General features: G+C 39.3%; 17 protein-coding genes. 9 read left to right on the top strand and 8 right to left on the bottom strand.

Annotation, left to right across the window (positions count from 1 at the left end; genetic code table 11):
* The 3 genes from AC07UV_RS23330 to AC07UV_RS23320 all read right to left on the bottom strand — a co-directional run.
* Window positions 1-333: hypothetical protein (locus AC07UV_RS23330; RefSeq protein WP_495185484.1), on the bottom strand; the 333-nt coding region annotated here is incomplete at its 3' end.
* A 1,126-nt stretch (window positions 334-1,459) separates the two neighbouring features.
* On the bottom strand, window positions 1,460-2,155 hold the full coding sequence (locus AC07UV_RS23325; protein ID WP_495185483.1) for a hypothetical protein: 696 nt from the start codon (window positions 2,153-2,155) through the stop codon (window positions 1,460-1,462).
* A gap of 213 nt (window positions 2,156-2,368) precedes the next feature.
* A complete protein-coding gene (locus AC07UV_RS23320; RefSeq protein ID WP_495185482.1) occupies window positions 2,369-2,998 on the bottom strand; it encodes a fibronectin type III domain-containing protein in 630 nt (209 codons plus the stop codon).
* 486 nt (window positions 2,999-3,484) lie between these two features.
* On the opposite strand from AC07UV_RS23320, the gene AC07UV_RS23315 reads away from it, so the two are divergent.
* From AC07UV_RS23315 to rlmB, 3 genes are all read left to right on the top strand, one after another.
* On the top strand, window positions 3,485-3,658 hold the full coding sequence (locus AC07UV_RS23315; RefSeq protein ID WP_495185481.1) for a hypothetical protein: 174 nt from the start codon (window positions 3,485-3,487) through the stop codon (window positions 3,656-3,658).
* A 91-nt stretch (window positions 3,659-3,749) separates the two neighbouring features.
* Window positions 3,750-5,606, top strand: a complete 1,857-nt coding sequence (locus AC07UV_RS23310) for a DNA polymerase III subunit gamma/tau (RefSeq protein WP_495185480.1) — start codon at window positions 3,750-3,752, stop codon at window positions 5,604-5,606.
* A 73-nt stretch (window positions 5,607-5,679) separates the two neighbouring features.
* Window positions 5,680-6,474, top strand: a complete 795-nt coding sequence (rlmB, locus tag AC07UV_RS23305) for a 23S rRNA (guanosine(2251)-2'-O)-methyltransferase RlmB (protein ID WP_495185479.1) — start codon at window positions 5,680-5,682, stop codon at window positions 6,472-6,474.
* Between the two features lie 221 nt (window positions 6,475-6,695).
* Here rlmB and AC07UV_RS23300 read toward each other — a convergent pair whose 3' ends face one another.
* The 5 genes from AC07UV_RS23300 to AC07UV_RS23280 form a co-directional block, all read right to left on the bottom strand.
* Window positions 6,696-8,459, bottom strand: a complete 1,764-nt coding sequence (locus AC07UV_RS23300) for an AMP-dependent synthetase/ligase (RefSeq protein ID WP_495185478.1) — start codon at window positions 8,457-8,459, stop codon at window positions 6,696-6,698.
* A 209-nt stretch (window positions 8,460-8,668) separates the two neighbouring features.
* Window positions 8,669-10,564: a DEAD/DEAH box helicase gene (locus AC07UV_RS23295; protein ID WP_495185477.1), complete on the bottom strand. Its 1,896-nt coding sequence runs from the start codon at window positions 10,562-10,564 to the stop codon at window positions 8,669-8,671.
* A gap of 687 nt (window positions 10,565-11,251) precedes the next feature.
* Complete coding sequence (locus AC07UV_RS23290) at window positions 11,252-12,595, bottom strand: OmpA family protein (protein WP_495185476.1); 1,344 nt, start codon at window positions 12,593-12,595, stop codon at window positions 11,252-11,254.
* A 90-nt stretch (window positions 12,596-12,685) separates the two neighbouring features.
* Complete coding sequence (locus AC07UV_RS23285) at window positions 12,686-13,528, bottom strand: universal stress protein (RefSeq protein WP_418360738.1); 843 nt, start codon at window positions 13,526-13,528, stop codon at window positions 12,686-12,688.
* Window positions 13,529-13,542: 14 nt separating this feature from the next.
* On the bottom strand, window positions 13,543-14,391 hold the full coding sequence (locus tag AC07UV_RS23280) for a universal stress protein (RefSeq protein ID WP_495185475.1): 849 nt from the start codon (window positions 14,389-14,391) through the stop codon (window positions 13,543-13,545).
* 463 nt (window positions 14,392-14,854) lie between these two features.
* Here AC07UV_RS23280 and alaS point away from each other — a divergent pair, with 463 nt between their 5' ends.
* From alaS to AC07UV_RS23250, 6 genes are all read left to right on the top strand, one after another.
* Window positions 14,855-17,470: an alanine--tRNA ligase gene (gene alaS / locus AC07UV_RS23275; RefSeq protein ID WP_495185474.1), complete on the top strand. Its 2,616-nt coding sequence runs from the start codon at window positions 14,855-14,857 to the stop codon at window positions 17,468-17,470.
* Window positions 17,471-17,658: 188 nt separating this feature from the next.
* Complete coding sequence (locus AC07UV_RS23270) at window positions 17,659-18,756, top strand: TlpA disulfide reductase family protein (protein ID WP_282253357.1); 1,098 nt, start codon at window positions 17,659-17,661, stop codon at window positions 18,754-18,756.
* Between the two features lie 102 nt (window positions 18,757-18,858).
* Complete coding sequence (locus tag AC07UV_RS23265) at window positions 18,859-19,554, top strand: response regulator transcription factor (RefSeq protein ID WP_120259941.1); 696 nt, start codon at window positions 18,859-18,861, stop codon at window positions 19,552-19,554.
* Window positions 19,555-19,924: 370 nt separating this feature from the next.
* Window positions 19,925-21,262, top strand: a complete 1,338-nt coding sequence (locus AC07UV_RS23260) for a dihydroorotase (protein WP_495185473.1) — start codon at window positions 19,925-19,927, stop codon at window positions 21,260-21,262.
* A gap of 11 nt (window positions 21,263-21,273) precedes the next feature.
* On the top strand, window positions 21,274-22,329 hold the full coding sequence (locus AC07UV_RS23255; protein WP_495185472.1) for a S66 peptidase family protein: 1,056 nt from the start codon (window positions 21,274-21,276) through the stop codon (window positions 22,327-22,329).
* Window position 22,330: 1 nt separating this feature from the next.
* Window positions 22,331-23,749: a M14 family zinc carboxypeptidase gene (locus tag AC07UV_RS23250; RefSeq protein ID WP_495185471.1), complete on the top strand. Its 1,419-nt coding sequence runs from the start codon at window positions 22,331-22,333 to the stop codon at window positions 23,747-23,749.
* Window positions 23,750-23,774: the final 25 nt, after the last annotated feature.

Below are 23,774 nucleotides of genomic sequence, written 5' to 3'. Positions count from 1 at the left end.
CGGGATGTAGGTAAATGTGCTGTGTTCGTGGGGGAGTACGATTTCGTTTTTGGTACCATGTTTTTGAATGATAATATCGTCCGTCGCTTTCTTGGTGTAAATGAGGTGAAAGTCCAGCTTGCTTGTTTTCAGCTGAACAATGCAATCATTGGACACATGCGCCTGTAGTCGATATAATATCACTTGGCGGTAATCTATAAATTCCTCCACAAGCTGTATCGAAGTATCCTCATATAGATTACGTTTTGCATCAGGTAATCGGGGCAGAAATGGATGTTTTTCGTCCTCGAAAAGCGCTACTTTTGGTAATATAAATTTGAAGGTCTTCTTCATACTTATTTTGGTTTGTTTACAATTTTATCTAAGCCTAATAGTAAGAAAACTGAGCATCCGGAATATGGCTAATTATTTAATATGTGTGTTTAACTATTTACTTTAGGCATTTTATTGTTTTTAACACTTTGTTTGTAACTATATATTGTTCTATATCACACTTGTTCATCAAATAACTCCAAACATAGAATTTGTGATTGTTTTATAATGTGGAATTAATTCCTAAATCCACTGCATTACTTCTCAATTGATCGACATAACTTCCTGTGACTGTTGAATTAATTCCAAATATATTGTGTATACAAGATCTAAATTTGACCAAAAGGGTAAAAAGAATTGACCATTTGTGCCATTTTACACCAGTATTCAAAATGCATAATACTGGATTTTAAGGAAAATGCTTGCGTCGTGTGAGAAATTCGGACACTTTTGGAGAAATAAGGACAAAAATTGAGCATGCTCGAACTGGACAATGGCTGTATGACGCTGTATGCTTTTTCATTTTCCTGATTTTTGGAATGTTATCAAATCAAAGTTAGGGAAGGGGGATACCAAAAAAATTGGCTTTTAAGTACTAATTTTGGGTGTTTGCTTCGCTATTTGTGCAGTATTTCTTCGCCTCTTGTCCGTACCATCTTCGGAATGCCCATATAGATTTTCTACTCATTCTCCACTTATTGCCTACATAATCAGTAGGGAAAGAGTAGAGAAATGTAAAACGGTAGGCGAATATGGGGCGAAGTAGTCCTGAACGAGTCCCGAATGCGGAATGAGCAATTTTTAGATAATGCCAATTGCACTAACTTCCTATGTTCTTTGCTGCTTTTTATGAGCGTATTCGCTCCCCACCCCACTTTTGGGTTACTATTCACCTACTGTTGGCCTACTGAAGTAGGCCAACAGTAGGTGAATAGTAGGAAAATAGTAGGTGAAACCTAGGGTTAGATTAGGAGACTCCTAAAGGAGAATAGATAGTTGGTAGTTTATATGTCTTATCACATAAAATGAAAAAAGGATAGCCATTTATTCGTAAGTCAATCCTTGAAAGAGGTACCGGTTTGAATAGTTTTGTAGCGGAAAGCCCAGTCTTCCCTCGGAAGACTGGGCTTTTCTCCGCATCAAGACATTAATAAGTAATTTTGGGCTTGCCATTTTCACAAATAACACCTTTAGCTGGCTTGTCATTTTTGTCTGGACAATTCAAGCTTTTGTCTAATTCCCTTTTTGCATGATCCAAGTGCTTATATTGTTCCATCATATTGCCAAATACAGCAAAATTTTCTTTGCAGGTATATAGTATGGGGATAAATTCACAGTCTTTGCGAAAGGTAGCAATGTGCCATTTACTTGGGTCGTTGCAGAGAACGTCATCAAAAAATGTCTGCAATTTGGGGAGCAGATCCACCAATCGTTGATTGATTTCAGATAATTCTAGATCTCTAGCCGAAGCGACTTTCAGTTTACCAGCGATGCAACGTATCCCAAAATGGGGTGGAAGATAATTAGGGGATACACTATTGTCGTACACAATCGGTCCTTTATATACTTTCTGTGCTCTTTCTTTAAGATCTGCGGCCTCGGCAAGTAATTTATTATACGCCTGCTCGAAGCTCGGATGTACGGGTACGTAGGTATAATAAAGTGTGTCAATACGGCATTCCTTCAGATCATTGCAAGAAAGATTTTCAGTTAGTTTAACGGCTTGCTGAATTTTATCATCTGCTAGACTGGTGAGTTCTTCATAGCTGTCTTCTTTTTTACAGCCTACAAATAAAAATGTACTCAATAAAAAAGCGTAAAATAGGTGCGTTAAGTGCTTCATAAATTTGGTTTTTGTAAGATTAACGAAAGCTATTAACTATCCGCTATAGCCAAAGGTATCCTGATGCAGGGATATATTGCTTTTTATCAATAATTAATAAAGTTGTTTTCCAATAGTCTTTAGCCCGCTAAAATTAACAATTCAAAATGACTTTGTCTAAAATACTTTAAGGTAGTATACTTGCGAACCATCGCGATATAAAAGACTTTTCAATTATCTGACCATAAAAAGTATCGGGGCTGTCCAGTGACTGGCTCCATATTTATTACGAGCTCTCACTTGGAAGTAGATATATTGTCCCGGCGTAAATCCTGCTTGATAGGTCTTGAATGAGTTTGTTTTGTACGCTATTTCACCCCAGTTGGGAAGCCCCTTAGAATCTACCTGTAAAGCAAACCTGTAATCATAGAACATGTCGCGTCCAACAGGTTTGAAACCAAAGGTGACTTCACCACTCGATCTTCCGTCGCAAAGAAAGGGAGCGGTAGGTGGATCGGGAATTTTTCCTTTACGCTTCTCGGCAAGTACGGGGAATCCTGAACTGTATAGCAAGGATAACCGACCGTCGCTGATCAAGTTGATATATACCACCAGCTGCTGAAATAAGCTACATAGTTTTTGCTTGCTCTCTCGTTTAAACGCTTTTTTTTGTCGGTTGCCATTTCTGGATGCTATTACTTTTTGATAATAGTCCTCATAGGCTGATTGAATGGTTGAAAGTGGAGGGGTGGGGTTTATAAATACGGGCGAATCCTTTAATCTGATAAGAATATAGTGTGCCGTAACCAACAGTTTCTCATCAGTATATCGAATAAAATTAGCTTTCGCACGAATGTATTTCATAATTTCCGTTTTGATTTAACATGCAAGCAATGTAATAGAAAGATCTACACTGGCAATAACTTGATTAAAAATCCAATTTAACTTTATTTTTGAATATATTCTTAAATAACGCCTATACTTTTTTGTATGCTGTGCATCCTTACTACAGTGAAGATACGGGTTGTTATGCTTGAGGTTGTATTTATTTGCAATATCTGTGAATCAGATCCCTATATTTTGTTGGCATTTCGGGTTTGGTCTATTTTATCGCCCTTGCACAAAAAACAAGCGCATTATAGGTATGCTATAAAGCCATGAATTCTGTTGGTATTTCGGTTTTAGGATGTCTCTTTCCGTATGTTGTTGGATCTATAACACCATAAGTCGATCGTAAATTGCACAAACTTATTGATATCTTTATGTAACATGTGTTTGGGATTGGTACCGTTTCTTTTTCAGAAGGAGGGATTATAGCTGAACCCCTGCCTCGAAGCAATAAAATCATTAATGGAAATCAATAAAATGTCTGAAGATAAGATGATATCAGAAGGGCATGTCGTACGACTGAAGCACTTTGCGCTAAATAACGGTGAAGTAATGACTAATGGGATAGAGATTTGGCGTAATTACCAGCGGTTTATGGATGTTTTGCTCCGGAATCTCTTGTTTTTATTGGAGTAAATGAAAATATACCTTGCCGGTGTCGCAATTTACTACCGCTACAAATTAATGTTACGTAGAAAAATAACGATAAAATCCGTATCTTCGTGCAATGGATAATTTTATTGTTTCTGCACGTAAATACCGCCCGATTACCTTTGATTCGGTTGTAGGTCAGCAACACATTACAGGTACCTTAAAGAATGCAATTCACAACAATCAGTTGGCGCAGGCATTTTTATTCTGTGGGCCACGTGGTGTTGGTAAAACTACTTGTGCTCGTATTTTAGCCAAAACAATAAATTGTGAACAGATCTTACCCGGGACTGAGCCTTGTGGCGAATGTGACAGCTGTAAATCCTTTCAAAACGGTAATTCTTTCAGTATTCATGAACTCGATGCCGCATCTAATAACTCTGTAGATGATATCCGTAACCTTATTGATCAGGTCCGTATACCGCCACAGGCAGGAAAGTACAAGATCTATATTATCGATGAGGTGCATATGCTCTCACAGGCCGCTTTCAATGCGTTTTTGAAAACATTGGAGGAACCACCTTCCTATGCGATTTTTATCCTGGCAACAACAGAGAAACATAAGATTTTGCCGACGATTCTTTCTCGTTGTCAGATTTTTGATTTCAACCGTATAAAGGTGGAGGACATGGCAGGTCATCTGGCGCGAATAGCTGACCGTGAAGCGATCGCTTATGACCAAGATGGTTTACATATCATTGCGCAAAAGGCAGATGGTGGTCTTCGGGATGCCTTGTCTATGTTTGATCAGATTGTCAGTTTCTCAAATAAAAATGTAACCTATCAGGCTGTTATTGACAACCTAAATATTCTGGATTACGATTATTATTTTAAGCTAACGGATTCGATCTTGGCTGAAGATGCTGCGCAAACGCTTTTGACATTTAATGAGATTTTGAATCATGGCTTCGATGGAAGCCATTTCATTGCTGGTTTGTCGGCTCATTTCCGGAATCTGTTGGTGGCCCGAGAGCCCGCGACGTTAAAACTATTGGAAGTTAGCGATAGCATACGACAAAAATATTTACAGCAAGCGCAAAAAGGTTCTTCGGGGCTTTTATTGTCGGCATTGAATATTTCAAACCAGTGTGAAATAAATTACAAGACGAGCAAAAACCAACGCTTGCAGGTAGAGCTTGCTTTGTTAAAAATGTGCCACATCGCAAGTGCCATTAAATTAAGCCAGCTTGGTTCCGTACAGATTCCTTCAGATGCTGAAGGAGTAAAAAAAAAACTCCCTGAGCCAGTAATCCCACAAGCGAAGGAAAGCCCTTCTGCGGCAGCATCTTCTGGAAATACGGGACAAAATGCGACATCAGCACCAGCTGTATTGACTCACGCGCCTATATCCAATCCGACAGCAACTGTTTCCAATTCCCAGACTTCGACCGTCAAGCCTGAGGTAAAAAATGAAGCAGTTTCAAATGTGCCGCCAAAAGTTAAAAAAGGGGGATGGGGATCCTCTGCTTCAGCGATTATTCCATCATTACCGGATTTGAACACCATTTATGACAACAACTCGGTTGCCAAAGAAGGTGATGAGCCTGAATTAATAAGAGGTACCGAACAGCGTGAGGTAAGCTTTAATCAATTTATAACCATCTGGAACGCTTATGCTGAGCAGTTGAAGACAGAAAATAAAATCAATCTCTATACGATGATGACGACGACGCAACCTCGCTTGAAGGGTACATTGATCGAGATTGATGTCGAGAATGGTGTGCAGATGGATGTATTGCAGAGTGCGAAAGTGGATGTGTTGAATTATCTTCGGGTAAAGCTGCAAAATTTTGCGCTTGATCTGCAAGGTGTTATGATGGAATTCACGGTTTCCCGCAAACCGTACACTTCGCAGGAAAAGTATCAGGCAATGGTAACCAAAAATCCGCTTTTAGATACTTTGCGTAAGGAGTTTAACTTAGGTTTAAGCTAAATCTCCATTCTAATTCCTATCAAATTTTTGTACCTTTGCAATCTCTTCTATTTGGAAGGTAATATTTAGTTTTATGATGCAAGGAAATTTTCAGAGACGTGATCGCGATCACGGCGAAAGACGTGAAGTAAATCAGATGGTATTCGGTATCCGTGCCGTCATTGAAGCGATCGATAGTGGTAAAGAAATTGAATCGTTATTTGTACAACGCGGATTAAGCGGTAGTCTGATTCTGGAATTGAAGTCCTTATTGAAAGAACATGATATTGCTTTTCAGCAGGTACCTATTGAGAAACTGAACCGTATTACACGGAAAAATCATCAGGGTGTTATCGCGGTGATATCGCCAATTACATATCAAAATATTGAAGATCTCTTACCTCAGATCTATGAGAAGGGTGAAACTCCTTTACTTTTGATGTTAGACGGGGTGACTGACGTCCGTAATATGGGGGCTATTGCACGTACGGCAGAATGTTCAGGTGTGCATGCGATCATTGTGCCTAAAAAAGGATCTGCTGAAATAAATCCGGATGCAATTAAGACATCAGCTGGAGCACTGTATAAAATTCCGGTCTGCCGTCATGACAGCCTATCAAAAGTGGGTAAATTTCTGATAGATTCAGGTGTGCAATTGGTTGTTAGTACGGAAAAAACAACATCAAGCATCTATGACGTGGATTATACTGTACCTACTTGTGTCATCATGGGCGCTGAAGATGTCGGCGTGTCAAATGATTTAATTCGTATTGCAGATAATCTTGCCAAGATACCAATGTATGGCGAAATAGGCTCACTTAACGTGTCTGTATCGGCTGCGGTAGTGATCTATGAGGCAATTCGTCAACGTCTGCCGAAGAAGTCGTAAGCGTAAAAAAATCTACGATATAACATAGCTTTTGTCTCTGACAAAGGCTATTTTTTTTTATCGGTCTTATTTGATTTTTACTTTAATATTTAAGTAGGAGGGCTTGGTTTAGTTTTATACCGATCTTTATTTAAACCTGCAGGCGAAAGCCTGATCCAGATCCCGACATCTTACATGCTTTATTGTTTGTCCCTGATAAATAGATTTGTCTATTTATTTAACTAAGTATTGTAAATCGCCTCAACCTCTTTTTCATACTTCTGAAGAATGATTTTCCGCTTCATCTTTAAGGTGGGGGTTAATTCACCCGTCTCTATTGTCATTTCATTTGGAATAATTGCAAATTTCTTGATCTGTTCCCAGTTACCAAAATTTTGATTGATGCGATTGAGTTCGAACTCAATCTGCAGCCTAACTTCAGGGTGGTTCAGGAATTCTATTTTTGATAATTTTGCCAACGAAGGGAAGGAGTTCTTGCTCCATTCCAACAGATTGACATAGCTTGGAACAATAAGAGCCGCAGGGAATTTTTGCGACTCACCAATTACCATCACCTGCTCAATAAAAGAAGATTCTACGATCTTGGACTCAAGCTGTTGGGGGACAATATATTTCCCACCAGAAGTCTTGAACATCTCTTTCTTGCGGTCTATTATTTTAAGAAACTTGCCGTCAACCCATTGACCAATATCTCCAGTATATAACCAACCATCTTTGAGCACCTCCGCAGTGGCTTCGTCATTTTTATAATAACCAATCATATTGTTTTCACCTTTGGTGAGAATCTCTCCATCATCGGCAAGTTTGATTTCAATATTGATCAATGGTAGACCTACTGTACCGATTTTCATCCCTCTTTTAAAGCAGTTTACGGCAATACAAGGGCCTGCTTCGGTCAGACCGTAACCTTCATAAATAGGTATTCCGGCAGCCATATACAATCGGATTAATCTTTCTTGTAAAGCTGCACTGCCCGATGCAATCCCTTTGATGTCGCTACCCATGGCCTCCCGCCATTTAGAAAAGACGAGTTTTCGTGCGATACTTAATTTAACATCATACCACCAAGAGCGGTTTTCCAATGTGTATTGTTCACCAACACGAAGAGACCAAAAGAATATCTTGCGTTTGAATCCGGTCAGCTTTTCACCGGTTGCAATAATTTTTTCATATACTTTTTCAAGTACACGGGGCACGGCTGAAAAGATATGTGGTCGGACTGATTTGAAATCTTCTCCAATGGTATCCATCGACTGGGCAAAAAAGATTGTTAAGCCTTTATACATATAGACATATTGGAATACACGTTCGTAGGCATGGCAAACGGGTAGAAAGGAAAGTGCACGGTCTCCGCGTTCGACAGGGAAGGAGTATTCACTGCTCATGGTATCGGCCAATAGATTTCGGTGGGCTAGCATAACTCCCTTTGGATTTCCGGTTGTCCCCGATGTATAAATGATTGAAGCCAGGCTATCGGTATTGACGGCATTTCGAAGTCCCTGAACCTGCTCATCAGTGACAGAAGCACCAGCAGCTACGAAACGCTGCCAATGTGGTATATGCTCTTCTTTATCTAAGGTGAAAATATGCTCTAAGAGCGGACATGAGTCTTTGATCGAAGTGATCTTAGTGTATAATTTTATGGAACTTACGATACAATTTCTGATCTCAGCATGGTTGAATATATACCTGTAGTCTGATTCAGAAATATTCGGATAAATCGCGACAACAACAGCGCCGATCTGCTGGATTGCAAAATCAAGAATATTCCATTCGATACGGTTTTCACTGATTAAAGCAACTTTTTCTCCTGCTTGAACACCTAGTGTAATCAGACCTTTGGATACCTGATTGACTTGTTCGATAAATTCTGTATTACTTACCGCTACCCAATTTGTTCCGTTTTTGTAGGAAAACATAGGAAAGCCGGGCGCAGTTTCTTGTTGCAGGTAGGCTAAATCAAATAATCGTGTTGCTGTTAGCATGATGGAAATCCCGTTCGTATAATTGAGCTAATTTACGGATTTTTGAGGAGATTAAAGCAGATGGGAAATGGAATATCGCTTATTAAGCGGAAGAGGAGAGGGATAACTGGTTGTGAATCCGTCGGGAAATTATAAATGAAAAAGACTCTGATCTGCAAAGCCGGGGCTTTCCAAATCAGAGTCTTTATACGCTTATCTAAATACTAAATCTAGTATTTGCTTTTAGATTCTTTACGTTTACCTGAGAAATCACGGAAACCTCCGCTATTGCTACCACGGTCGCGTTTTTCGCTGCTGAATCCGCCTTCACGTCTTCCGCCACGGTCACCGCCACCATATCCGCCTTCACGTCTTCCGCCACGGTCACCGCCACCATATCCGCCTTCACGTCTTCCGCCACGGTCACCACCACGGTATCCGCCTTCGCGTCTTCCGCCACGGCTTCTTCCACGATCACCACCACGGCCTTCGCTTTTTGCTTCTCCGGATACTTCGATACGTACTTGACGACCGTTGTAATCCACACCTTGGAAACCTTGGAATACTTTCTCTACTTCAGCATCTTGAACTTCAAAGAATGTAAAGACACCTTTTAAGTCAATTTTGCCGATAGATTTTCCTGAGATGTTTGCATTGTTACAGATAAAGCCTAACATGTCTCCACGAGAGAACTCATCTACTGAACCTAAGTTCATGAACAAACGCGTATAACCTTTTGAACCTTCGCGAGAACGACCATCACGTCTATCGCCACGATCTTCACGAGAACCTTCGCGGGCTTCGATATTTAAATCAGGAGCGTTTTTATAATAGTCCAAGAAACGGTTGAATTCAAGAGAAGCAAATCTTTTGATGATATCTTCTTTTGAAAGAGATTCCAAGTTTTCCATAATTGCAGGCAAGAATGGACTGATCTGCTCATCATTTACTTCTACGTTTTCAATCTTCTTAACGATAGAGAACAATTGTTTTTCGCAAACTTCAGCACCTTGAGGAACTTGTTTTTTCTCAAAAGCTTTACCGATGATCTTTTCAAGATGACGGATTTTGCTGAGCTCCTTTACATTTACCAAAGAAAGAGAGATACCAGTTTTACCTGCACGGGCTGTACGGCCAGAACGGTGTGTATAGTTTTCTGTTTCATCAGGTAAAGAGAAGTTGATCACGTGAGTTACATCACTTACATCAATACCACGAGCTGCTACGTCTGTTGCGATCAATAATTGTAAACTACGGTCACGGTAACGTTTCATTACTTTGTCGCGTTGTTGTTGGGACAAGTCACCGTGCAGCGAGTCTGCATTGTAACCATCTTTGATCAACGCTTCGGCGATATCCTGTGTTTCGATTTTTGTACGACAAAATACGATACCAAAGATATCAGGGTTTGAATCCACAATACGTTTGAACGCAGCATATTTATCTTTTGCTTTGATCAAATAATAATGGTGTTCAATGTTGGCGTTACCGGTATTTTTTGTACCTACAGTAAGCTCAACAGGATCGGTCATATAATTCTTTGCGATACGACGTACCTCGGAAGGCATTGTCGCCGAAAATAACCAAGTTTTTTTCTCGTCAGGAGTTTCTGACAAAATGTTGTTGATGTCTTCTTTGAAGCCCATATTGAGCATCTCATCTGCTTCATCTAATACAACATACTTAACATTTGAAAAATCAATTGCATTTCTGCCAATGATATCCAACATACGACCTGGGGTCGCTACTACAATTTGCACTCCACGTCTGATTTGACGTAGCTGGTCTGAGATATTTGCACCTCCATATACAGCAACAACATGTACGTTGTCAACGTATTTAGCAAATTTTTCTAAATCTTTTGAGATTTGTAAACATAATTCCCGGGTAGGGCAAAGGATTAATGCCTGTGGGTGTTTTTGAGAAAAGTCTAATTGCTCTAATAATGGAAGACCAAATGCCGCGGTCTTTCCTGTGCCAGTTTGGGCTAATCCGACAAAATCGTCGTTACCAGTCAATAAAACAGGAATGGCTTTTTCCTGAATTTCAGAAGGTTTTTCGAAACCTAATTCTGAGATGGCATTAACAACTTCCTCACGGATTCCCAGTTCTAAAAATGGGTTCATGAAATATTTTATACAATAGGCACTATTGCCTAAGGCGTTGCAAAGGTAAGAATAATATTTGAATAATCAAAGAATTTAAATAATTGATTTTTAGCCGAATCGGAATATGTGCCATTGATAGGGCAATAAATTTATTCGTATTATACTTCAAAGGGGGAACTATGCTTTCATCAAATGCGGGTGCCAAAAAGAAATTTTATGAAGTATACATCTATTCGTTGTTGAAATTTTAAAAATAAACCCGTTTTATTATTTTTTGATCATAGCAGAGCGCCTTCTTTTTGTCAAATTTGTAATATGGCGGATTTTTCTCGCATCAGTGGGGAGGGGTTGAGTTGTATTAAGCGCCTTTTTGATACCTTTAGGGTACAAATAGACACTATTTTCCTGTTGTCAAGCGCTGTGTGGCTAGCTTGTTTTCAGGGTAATGTCGTATTAAAAGGTTGACTTGATATGTACTCAATATGCTCTCACTATTGTCGGAATCCGAATATGGAACAACGTTGCTGCTACGTTTGTGTAAATCGTATAAAGGATAACTTTGACTCCCTTCTCGGCAGCCGTGTTGACGATTATTTTGGCTAAGCATCGGGCTGAAGCGATTAAGTAAGCTTATGTAATGTAACTATACAAAAAAAGCATCACTTAAGAGTGATGCCTTTTTTTGTATAGATCGAATATTATCGATTAATAAAGAGTGAACTCTACACGACGGTTTTGTTGGCGACCAGCAGCGTTCTTATTAGATGCAATTGGTTGGTCAGGACCGTAACCTGTAGCTTCGATACGTGAAGCGTTAGCGCCTTGAGATACTAAATAAGCTTTCACTGACTCAGCACGTTCTTTTGATAAACGCATGTTCAATTCACGTGAACCTGTGTTATCTGTGTGACCAGCTAATTTCAAGCTAAAGTTCTTCTCGATCAACAATGCCGCAACTTTATTTAATGTTGCATATGAAGTAGGACGGATAGTTGCTTTGCTCAAATCGAATTCTAGGTTTTTGATCGCATCAGCAACAACTTTTTTGTCTGCTTCTGTAACAACAACTTTTTCTACGATTTTAGTTTCGTTTTTGACAAGAATAGGACAACCTGATCCATCTACCTGTACACCAGAAGGTGTTTCCGGACATTTATCATATTTGTTTGCTACACCGTCACCATCATCATCTTTTAAATCACTGTTCAAACCATCCAATTGACTTTGTAAAGCCTGATTTTTTGCATTAAGAGCATCATTCTGCGCTTTTAAATCATCGTATTTTATAGTGTAATCATTTACCAATGTCGCTACCGGATTTGAGTTGCTCAACGCTGGTTTGCTACCACTACCCAAAGCGAACTCTAGACCTGCGTGAGCATAGGTGAACAAATCATTTTTATATTGTTGCGGCGGAGTTGTATTGTAACGATTGTTGAAACGTTGATTCGCCCAGTTCAATTGATAGCCCAATTCGAAGTTAATGCCTTTGGCAACCGCAAATTTTAAACCGAAGTCTGCTGGTACAAAGATTTTAGAATATGAATCACCATATTCACCTTTGTTTCCACCCGCAATTGCTGCTGTCTCCGCATTCATTACCCCGACACCGATCGACGCGTATGGCTTAATAAAACTATTGAAAAATCTCCAGTTTGTATTGGCTGCGATAAACTCTCCAGATAATGCAACTGACCAAGGTGTTTTTGTTTCAAACCCTATTTGTTTATCACTGTTCTCATAACCAGAGGTCTTTCCGCCAAAGTAAGTTGCCTTGATTCCGAACGAAGGTGAAATTTGTTTTTTGATATAGGCACTGTAACCTAAGTTCCAGTCCAATTTATCATAACCTCCATTATTGAATTTAGCAATGTTCTGCAAGCTTGTAACACCGGCGCCTACACCGATAGACCAAGTCCTGTATTGTGTTGCCGGACCAAATGGGGTAGTGCCTTCAATTGATGACTGCTTTGCGTTTTGGGCAAAGGATGCGGTTGAGATGATTCCTGCCGCTACTAGTAATCCTGATTTTTTAAGGCTAATTTTCATAATGTGTTTTTGTGAAATTTTTTACTATAAAATTCTTGTTAAATTAACTCATTGACTACTCTTGCAATAAATTTGCCAAAAATTATTTGGTCAGCTTACTCGACCGAAAAAATTTGGCACCTCAATTTCAAAAGCCATGTGCTTAACAATATTCTCAGTAAAAATGTTTTGAAAAAAAGTTTTCCTACTTTTTGTAATCAAAATCACATCAATATCTTCATCTCTAATAATCGTATGTATACCATTGGCAATGTTCTCCCGTGAGCCTGCAAAATAGCTCGGTGCTTTGACGATGTAGGAGATGTCTTCAATACCAGTCTCTGCTATAATCTGTTCAATCCATTTTTCAAGTTTTGATCCTAAGATATTGATTTCTAGTTCGTTTTTGTTGATGTGGATAAGCTGTAAATGAAAATCCTTTCCATATAATGGGATCGCTTGTTTGAGGACTTCCAGTTCACCTGGTTTAAAATTTGTCAGCAGCGCGATATTATCTTTTTTTAATTTTATAGCATTTTTTGGGATCGCTAATACAGGGATTTTTGACTCTTTAATGACGTCATAAGTATTGCTTCCGATCAGTACAGATTCAAGTCCTGTTACCCCCTTTGTACCCATAATCACCGTTTGGTAGTTCTCTTTTATCTCCTGTTTTTCCAATGATTCGGCTAAAATTCCATTCGTAAATAAGGTTGAAATTTTTAACGAAGGATATTTTTGTAGAAGTTCAGCGACAAGTTTCTCCATCTTACGACGGGCGTCCTCTTCGGTAGGGTCTACTAAATGCTTCGCATTTGCGAATTTGTTGATATGTGAAGTGAAGGAGTGGAAAAGTGTGATTTCATCATGTGTTTCCTGAGCAATCTGGGCTGCATAGTTTGCTGCGACTTCCGCATTTTCGGAAAAATCTACAGGTATTAATAATTTAGACATAGCGATATACTTAATTATGCTTTGGTAAAAAATATTGGAACTAAAGGGTGGCTAAATAATGCTTTTGCCACTGATCTGGTGAAAGTACGTTCAAAAAAGGATTTTCTTGAACGTGTTACGAGTAATATCTTGATTTTTTCAGTATGGATCATTTCATTGATCACTTCGGGGACAGTGTCTAGATCCTCAATGTCGCCTTGTATCGAGTCGACTTCAATGGCTATGTTGGTCACGCCAATATATTTTTTGATTTTATACTTCCATACTTCCAATTTATCTTCTATCCGGTTTTCCGAAGAATGATCATAATGAACATGCATCAACTTTAATTCAAAATCCTTACCCATTATATTGACGAAATCTTGGACCGTCTGTACTTCTTCTTCTTTGAAATTGGACAATAAACCAACCTTATCAACCTGTTCGAATGATGCTTCTGTCGGAATAGCCAGAACAGGTATTTTTGCTTTTTTGCTAATGACGTAAGTGGTGCTGCCAATAAGTTGGCTATCAGCATTGGTAATACCTTTTGTGCCCATGATGACAAAGTCAAAACGATCAGGTGTGCCCATTTCAGGGAGAGTTTCCGTGATCATGCCACGTTCGCACTGGGTAGTCACTTCAAGGGTAGCATGTGTCGATTTTATCTGATCTGAAAGATTCTTAATAAGGATATCAGCTTTAAATATGGGGCTTCGCTTTCCAATGGAATCAGTTTCTTCCTCAAATACAGCAGAAGCAGAGGTATAATTGTGATAAAGGTGGATACTGTAGCCTTTTTGAATGGCTAGGTTCACAGCATAATTTACCGCATTGTTAGAATGAGCCGAAAAATCTACCGGTAGTAGAATGTTTTTTTTCATCTGTTTAAATTATTTATATGTGTTGTTCTCATCGGTATAAATGAGCTCGTTTCACTCGGTTTGTTTGTTTAGTTGTGATGAAGCCATCAGATTTAATTTTTATTAATTTTTTAGAGCCCTCTATCCCTATCAAATGTAATAAAACAAATGCAATTGTGAATGGCTATCAGTCAAAATGTTTTTATTGTTTAACGTATTAAATATGATCCTGATCGTACAAAGGTGGCTAACATTTAATACTTTTAAAATGTTGCATTTAATGCATATTTGTAATTGCGGTCATCCTGAAAATAGGACAATCCTGTCTATCTGAATCTTATGTCCTGATTTTTTTGTTTGAAAAGTCAGTTGACTATGAAAACTGAGCATTATTGAAATCATTGTGTCAGGGTTATTATCTCGTATTCTACATTGCATAACAGACCAATTTTGAGTAAGTTTGCACATATTTTTAGATAATTAAATGACAAGTAGAGAAATTCGTCAAGCCTTTTTAGACTTTTTTAAAAGTAAGGGGCATCAGATAGTACCTTCAGCACCAGTAGTTGTAAAAAATGATCCTACATTGATGTTTACCAATGCAGGGATGAACCAGTTCAAGGATTTATTCTTGGGGGAAGCGTCGATTAAATTTCCACGTGTGGCTGATACGCAGCGGTGCCTGCGTGTTTCGGGTAAGCATAACGATTTAGAGGAAGTTGGTATTGATACTTACCACCACACCTTATTTGAAATGTTGGGAAACTGGAGCTTTGGGGATTACTTTAAAAAGGAAGCTATTGCTTGGGCTTGGGAACTATTGACCGAAGTTTATAAACTTGACAAAGATCGTTTATACGTAACTATTTTTGAGGGCGACGCGAGTGAAGGTTTGGACCGGGATATGGAAGCGTTTGATTTTTGGAAACAATGGATAGCTGAAGATCGTATCTTGCTTGGTAATAAAAAGGATAATTTCTGGGAAATGGGAGAGACTGGTCCTTGTGGACCTTGTTCTGAAATCCATTTTGATATGCGTAGTGCAGAAGAACGTACGCAGGTAGCAGGACAAAGCTTAGTTAATGCTGATCATCCACAGGTGATTGAAATTTGGAACTTGGTCTTCATGCAATTCAATCGCTTGAAAGACGGATCTCTCCAATCTTTACCAGCTAAACATGTGGATACAGGTATGGGCTTTGAGCGTCTTGTCAGATGTATTCAAGGTAAAACCTCAAATTATGATACGGATGTCTTTACGCCAACTATTGATTTTATTGCAGAGAAATCGGGGATAAAATATGGTTTAGATGAGAAAACTGACATTGCAATGCGTGTAGTATCTGATCATATCCGTGCGGTAAGTTTTGCGATAGCAGATGGACAATTACCCTCTAATAATAAAGCTGGATACGTAATCCGCCGCATTTTACGTCGTGCGGTGCGTTATGCTTATACATTTTTAGGATTCAAAACACCATTTATTCATGAGCTTGTTCCAGTTTTGGCGGAACAATTCAGTGGCGTATTCGATGAATTGATCCAACAACAGGATTTTGTTCAAAAAGTAATCTTAGAGGAAGAAGTTTCGTTTTTAAGAACTTTGTCCACTGGTGTACAGCGTTTTGAAAATTACGTGGAAGATCATAGCGTTATTAATGGTGATTTTGCATTTGAACTATACGATACATACGGCTTTCCAATCGATTTAACAGAATTGTTAGCACGAGAGAAAGGATTGTCTGTTGACATGGAGGGCTTCAAACAGGCGCTTCAGGTTCAAAAAGATCGTTCCCGTGCGGCAACAGCAATTGACACCGGTGACTGGATTCTAGTCAATGATGATGAGGGTTTTGAATTTGTTGGTTATGATACCTTGACCGCAAAAACAGAAATCGTAAAATACCGTAAAGTTGTCGCAAAAAATAAAGAGCAGTATCAATTGGTACTTTCTGTCAGCCCATTTTATGCCGAAGGGGGCGGGCAGGTTGGTGATTCTGGTGAACTTGTCTCAGAAGAAACAGGTGAAAAGATATACATTACGGATACGAAAAAGGAAAATGGAATTTTTGTCCATTTTACCAATAAATTGCCTTTGGATCTGAGCAGTACCTTTATTGCGCAGGTTGACGCTACCAAACGACTGGATACCGAAAACAATCACTCTGCAACTCACTTATTGCATGCTGCACTAAAACAGGTATTAGGTACGCACGTAAATCAAAAAGGTTCATTGGTCAATGCTGATATACTACGTTTTGATATTTCTCATTTTGCAAAGATGAGTGAGGATGAGATCAAACAGGTAGAGGATATCGTGAATGCCAAAATACGTAAAAATATCCCGTTGAAAGAAGAACGGAATGTACCTTATCAGCAGGCTTTGGATTCAGGTGTAACCGCCCTGTTTGGTGAGAAATATGGTGACTTTGTACGTTTGATTACTTTTGAAGATCAATTCTCCAAAGAGCTATGCGGTGGTACACATGTGAAAGCTACGGGTCAGATCGGATTCTTTAAGATTGTTTCTGAGTCAGCTGTTGCGGCAGGGGTGCGTCGTATTGAGGCGATTACAGGAACTCGCTCAGCGGCGGTAATTCGTGAGCATTTTGAATTGGTACAGCATCTAAAAGAACTGATGAATAGTCCAAAGGACTTTGTGTCTGCTTTGGGTAAGATCATTGACGAAAATGGAGCGCTGAAAAAAGAAATTGAAAAAAGCATTACTGAAAAATCTTTAGCATTGAAATCAGAGCTGGAAGCAAAGATCGAACAGGTCGGCGATATCAACTTCTTGTCGACGTTGGTGGATCTGCCGAATGCAGAAGCGGTTAAAACCTTAGCTTATGCAGTAAAGGGAGCTGTCAATAATTTATTTTTGGTTATTGGAGCGGAATTCGATGGAAAGCCAAGTTTGACCGTTGTAATTTCGGATGATTTAGCAAAAGAAAAAGGTTTAAATGCCAGTAACATTGTTCGTGATCTGGCAAAAGATATCCAAGGTGGTGGCGGGGGACAACCTTTCTTTGCGACAGCGGGAGGTAAAAATTCTGCAGGATTAAAAACAGCCATTGAACGGGCGAAGGAATTTTTGAGTTAAATTATATGAAACTTCCTATTTATTCAAACCGAGTGTAACGAGTTCACTAATTCTGCTGAAGAGCAAATTATGCATGAATAATCACAGGGGGAGTAATAAATAGGATAGTTTCTTCAATTTAAAAGGAAACCGAGTGCAATGACATTTATTTACAGATGGACCTATGGCGCTCACAAAACAATATACGGATGAAAAAGGCAATTTTTTTAGTAGTTGGTGTGGTTGGATTGATGTTGGGTTGCCAGAATAAAGAGCAGTTTACCATCAAAGGAAATATAGAAAATCCTGGTAATATAAAAGTTGTCTCCTTGTATGAGGGTGATACCAAGCTAGATTCTATGTTTTTTGGTGACAATAATAAATTTCAGTTTGTGCGTCAGGCTAGTCAATCGAGATTGTTGTCGCTGCGTGTCGGTAAAAATCGCTATGACCTGATTGCTTCCCCAGGTGAGACAATTTCATTTAAAGCAGATTTGCATAAGGATGTTAATGATTATCTCGTTGAAGGGTCTGAATTGTCGAAAACGATCCAGCCGTTTGCTAAGGAACGGAACCATCGCGATTACATGCAAGATTCTCTACAGGGTGTCTTTTCCAAATTAACAGCAAATTCAACTGCTGACGAAATAGAAAAACTTCGTGCAGAATATAAAGCCAAATTTGCAAATGAACTTCGTGACTATACCAGCAAGGCTGTCGATTTTTCCACTAAGCATAATGATCTGGCTGGATTTTATGCCATCTCCACGTTGGATCCTGAGGTAGCGGAGGCAGAAATTATTGCTTATGCAGATAGAATTAAAAATGAATTTACGGAAAATAGATATGTGACTCAGTTTAAGGAGGAAACCCAAAAGCTGAAGAAAATGGCTATTGGTCAGCCTGCTCCGGAGTTGACGTCATTTACGCCTTCCAATAAAGAGGTGAAGTTGTCTAGTTTTAAAGGAAAATACACTTTGGTTGACTTTTGGGCTTCTTGGTGTATGCCATGTCGCCAGGAAAATCCAAATCTTGTCAAGTTATATAATGTTTATCACACCAAAGGTTTCGATATCCTGTCTGTTTCATTTGATGATAACCCTGGTTCATGGATGCGTGCTATTGCAGATGACAAACTGACTTGGACACATGTGTCTGATTTAAAGGCTTGGAGCTCACCGGTCGTAATAGATTACCGTGTCAAAGCATTGCCTACCTCTTATATCCTCGATCCAAATGGTATTATCATAGCAAAGAATCTGCGTGGTGAAGAGCTTGCTGGTTTTTTGAAGAAAACAATTAAGTAATCAATGTGTTATTGTTAATTGAAATATTACTTAATAATTTGGTAACATTAGATTAATCGATTGTTATCATTTTGTTCATATTTTAGCAGAAAAATAAGACAAATGAGTTCTTCGAAACAAAAGATTTTAATTGTTGATGACGAAAAAGATATCTTGGATTTAATTGCATTCAACTTAAATCGTGAAGGTTATCAGGTCTCTACAGCGCAAAATGGGGAAGAGGCAATACAAGTTGCCAAGCAAGTAAACCCCGATCTGATCATCTTGGATGTGATGATGCCTAGGATGGACGGTATTGAAGCTTGTCGCATCATGCGCGCTATGCCTGAATTCAAAAGTACCTTTATGGTGTTTTTGACAGCCAGAAGCGAAGAATATTCAGAAATTGCCGGATTTCATGTTGGAGCGGATGATTATATCGCCAAGCCAATTAAGCCTCGAGCACTGATGAGTCGTATTAATGCGATCTTAAGAAGAAACGCATCGGAGGAGTCTGATTCAAACGCACAGGATAAAATTGAGATAGCTGATCTGGTTATTGATAGAGATTCTTTCTTAGTTTACAAAGGAGAGCAAAAGATTGTGCTTGCCAAGAAAGAGTTTGAATTGCTTTACTTGTTAGCTTCCAAACCAAATAAAGTTTTCACAAGAGAGCAGATTTTAAAAAGTATTTGGGAAGACTCGGTGGTTGTTACCAATCGGACAATCGATGTGCATATCCGTAAGCTCCGTGAAAAAATAGGCGACGATTACGTCACTACAGTAAAAGGAGTAGGTTACAAATTTGATAAAGAATAAAAAAAGAGGCTTAGGCCTGTCTTGGTCGGAAGAAAAATCTTCCGACTTTTTTATTTATAAAAAACCTGTTTTTTAATGATTCGTGTTTTTTATTAAGGTATCAATGAGTTCGCTGTGCCGGGTTTACCGGCCATAACGAACCTTCATTCGATTTTTAGAACTGTTGGTGCTTTGAAAGCATAAAGGTTTTATTTCCAGCCTGGATTTTTCCCTCGTTGAATAAAAGTTGGTGCACGATCATTCGAACGTGCATAAGGATAAGATCAAACTATTTTTTTGTCTTCTATATGGGGTAACTCTTTGACCGGATAACTTGATATCACGGTAACAAATCTTTACTTTTGAAAGATATCAACGTAAAAAGATCAACATGTCATCTATTCTTATAAAATCTGCGCAACTTGTTAACGAAGGTAAAGTTGAGACTGCTGATGTATATATCAGTAATGGTCGAATCGAAATGATCGCACAGGAGATAAATCATCCTGCGGATCAGGAAATCAATGCTGAGGGACTACATCTGTTTCCGGGATTAATTGATGACCAGGTTCATTTTAGAGAACCGGGGTTAACTTATAAAGCGGATATATGGCATGAAAGCCGTGCTGCGGTGGCAGGTGGGACAACCTCCTTTATGGAGATGCCAAATACAGTTCCCAATACCCTGACGCAGGAATTGCTCCAGGATAAATATGATATTGCAGGAAAGAATGCATTAGCCAATTACTCGTTCTTTATGGGAGCGGCCAACGATAACTTAGAAGAAGTACTGAAAACCAATCCACGTGATGTCTGTGGTATAAAAGTATTTATGGGATCATCCACAGGGAATATGTTGGTGGATAATGAAAAAGCTTTGGAAGGCATCTTTGCTAATTCGCCTACATTGATCGCTACACACTGTGAGGACGAAGCAACAATCAAAGCCAATCTGGCGAGATTCAAGGAGCAATATGGTGAAGAGGGATTGAAGATTGAAATGCATCCATTGATCCGATCTGCTGAAGCTTGTTACTTATCTTCATCTAAGGCTGTGGAATTGGCCAAAAAGCATGATACAAGATTACATATTTTACATATATCAACAGCAAGAGAGATTGAACTATTCCGGAATGATATCCCATTAAAGGATAAGAAAATCACTGCCGAAGCTTGTATCCATCATCTTTGGTTTTCTGATCAAGATTACCTAACAAAGGGGAATTTTATCAAGTGGAATCCGGCGGTTAAAACGGCCAATGACCGTGACCATATTCTTAAAGCTGTATTGGATGGACATATTGATGTAATAGCGACAGATCATGCCCCACATACTATCGAGGAAAAAACACAGCCATATGCATCGGCTCCTAGCGGTGGTCCTTTGGTTCAACATGCTTTACAAGCATTATTGGATATGGTCAAAGCAGGTAAAATGACCTTGGAACAATTGGTTCAAAAGTCAGCACATAATACAGCTACACTATTTCAGATTGAAGATCGTGGCTATATTCGTGAAGGCTATTGGGCGGATCTGGTACTCGTGGATCTGAATAAACAATATACCGTTTCAAAAGAAAATATCCTTTCTAAATGTGGTTGGTCACCATTTGAAGGACACACATTTAGTTCAACCATTGAACATACCATTGTATCTGGTAAAGTCGCATTTTCTCAGGGACAAATTATCGAGAAAGGTGCTGGTGAGCGTTTGTTGTTCAACAGATAAGTTGTCATAATATGGAAAAAAGGGCTTTTATAAAATCAATTGCTTTGGGCGCACTGGCCATTCCGGTATTAGGAGCTGGGCGCGCTACAGAAGTCGCAGCGGAGCTTGCAGGAGCGGCTACTTTGTTGGCAAAGAAGCTATACCCAGGGGATACTATAGGGTTGATAACTCCAGCAGGTGTTTTGGACGATGAGGAATCGATCATTATCGCACGCGAGATCTTTGAAACATTGGGTTTTAAAGTGAAGGAGGGAAAACATATCCGTAGCCGTTACGGTAATTTGGCAGGGACAGATCAGGAACGTATTGCTGATATACATGATATGTTTGCTGATAAGGCTGTCAAAGCAATGGTTTGTGTCAGGGGAGGTTCGGGAACTTCCCGGCTCTTAGACCAACTTGATTATAAGATGATTGCTCAAAATCCTAAAATTTTGTTGGGTTATTCAGATATAACGGCTTTAATTCTTGCTCTGTACGCGAAAACTGGACTTGTTACTTTCCATGGCGCGGTTGGTATAAGCACATGGACAAAGAAGCTGGCCGAGGCCTTTAATGCACAATTTGTTGCCAATAAGCCTGCGGTATTTGAAAATCCCAAATTGAAGGGGGATCATATTGTACAGACGAAGGACCGGATAGCTACAATCTTCCCAGGTGTTGCTGAAGGGGTGCTGCTGGGCGGGAATATGACCGTATTAACGGGCTTATGTGGGACTCCTTATCTACCAGACTTTAAAGATAAGATACTTTTTATTGAGGAGGTCGATGAAGATATGGAACGCGTCGATCGGATGTTTTGTCAGTTGAAAAATGCAGGGATATTGGCAGGGATTAAAGGTTTTGTTTTTGGGAAATGTACCAATTGTAAACCATCGGGAGGCTATGGCTCTGTGACATTGGATCAGCTATTCAATGATTATATTAAGCCCTTAAACGTGCCTGCTTATAGCGGTGCTGTCATTGGGCATATTGCGGAGCAATTTATCCTTCCCGTAGGTGCAAGGGTGAGAATGGATGCATCACAAGGAACGATTAACTTACTTGAGGCAGCCTTAAAAGATTAACATGAATTTAGTGAAAAACGATTTTATCAAAGCCTTTTCTTTATATGAAGAAAAGGCTTTGCAACATAGACGATTTAAACATCCAGATATTTTGCCCTTATTGGAGAAGAATAAAATCCATCAGCAACTTACGGTAGAGGAGATTGGAAGATCAGTAGAAGATCGTTCAATTTTTAGGTTGAAATATGGGCAAGGGCCGATAAAGGTACTGTTGTGGTCGCAGATGCATGGTGACGAGCCTACAGCTACAATGGCGCTATTTGATCTGTTTAATTTTTTTAACGGGGAGGCGGATGGCTTTGATACTTTTCGAAAGGAAATAGCGGATAAACTGACTTTATATTTTATTCCGATGTTGAATCCTGATGGCGCAGAGCGTTATCAGCGGAGAACGGCGATGGATGTGGACATGAATCGCGATGCGCGTGCTGTTGCAACTGTGGAAGGCGCTCTGTTGAAAGCGCAGGCGATGTTATTAAAACCCGATTTTGCTTTTAATCTCCATAATCAGAATAATTACTATAATATTCCAGGCACCGCGACCCCGGTAACAATTTCCTTGCTGGCTCCGGCATACGACTATGCCAGAAGTGTTAATACGGTTAGGGCAGATGCCATGCGGGTAATTGTCGGAATCAATAAGATATTACAGGAATTTATCCCGAATGCTGTCGCGAAATATGACGACGAGCATACTCCACGTGGTTTCGGCGATAATTTTCAAAAATGGGGCGCAAGTACCATTCTGGTTGAATCAGGAGCCTGTGCCGGTGATCCTGAGAAGCTAGAGGTTCGAAAATATAATTTCATTGCGCTATTACAGGCCTTTCAGGAAATCGCTTCGGGATCTTATTCGGAACATGATATTGCTGATTACAACGTGATTCCTTTTAATGATGAAAAGCTTCATGATGTTTTGATCCGGAACCTATCTATCGAAAAAAATGGTAAGAAGATGCTCGTGGATGTAGCCATTCGGCAAAATGAAAAAACCGTAGTAAATGACTACTTTGTAGAAGGAGTGATCGAAGATATAGGCGATCTGCGGGACTTTTATGGATATACCGATCTTGATGTTGAAGGGCTCCAATTTATTCCCGCAAAATTGTATACAGATCGGATATTTTCACTAGCGGAATTAACTTTAGCAATGATAGGTGATTTGTTGAAACAGGGAATAGGAGCTATTCATATTGACAGTGATGAATCAATGGGAAAATTACATAGTTATCCAATAAATATCAGCGTTGATAAACAGCTTTTATTGGAGGATATGCTTTTACTGGGTTCGCGAGCCAACTTTTTTATTGGCACTAACCAGGATATTAAGTATGCTGTGATCAACGGCTACTTATTGAATCTGATGACTAATCTACCTGTGCAAAAATGTAAAAACAATATTTTCAGTTCCATTTCTTAAGTGCTCTTTTTGCTTTTATTAAGGT

It is taken from the genome of Sphingobacterium sp. GW821-FHT03E03 (assembly GCF_059420745.1).
The sequence above is the reverse complement of the archived record's forward strand: the minus strand, read 5'-3'. Positions and strand labels throughout refer to the sequence as shown.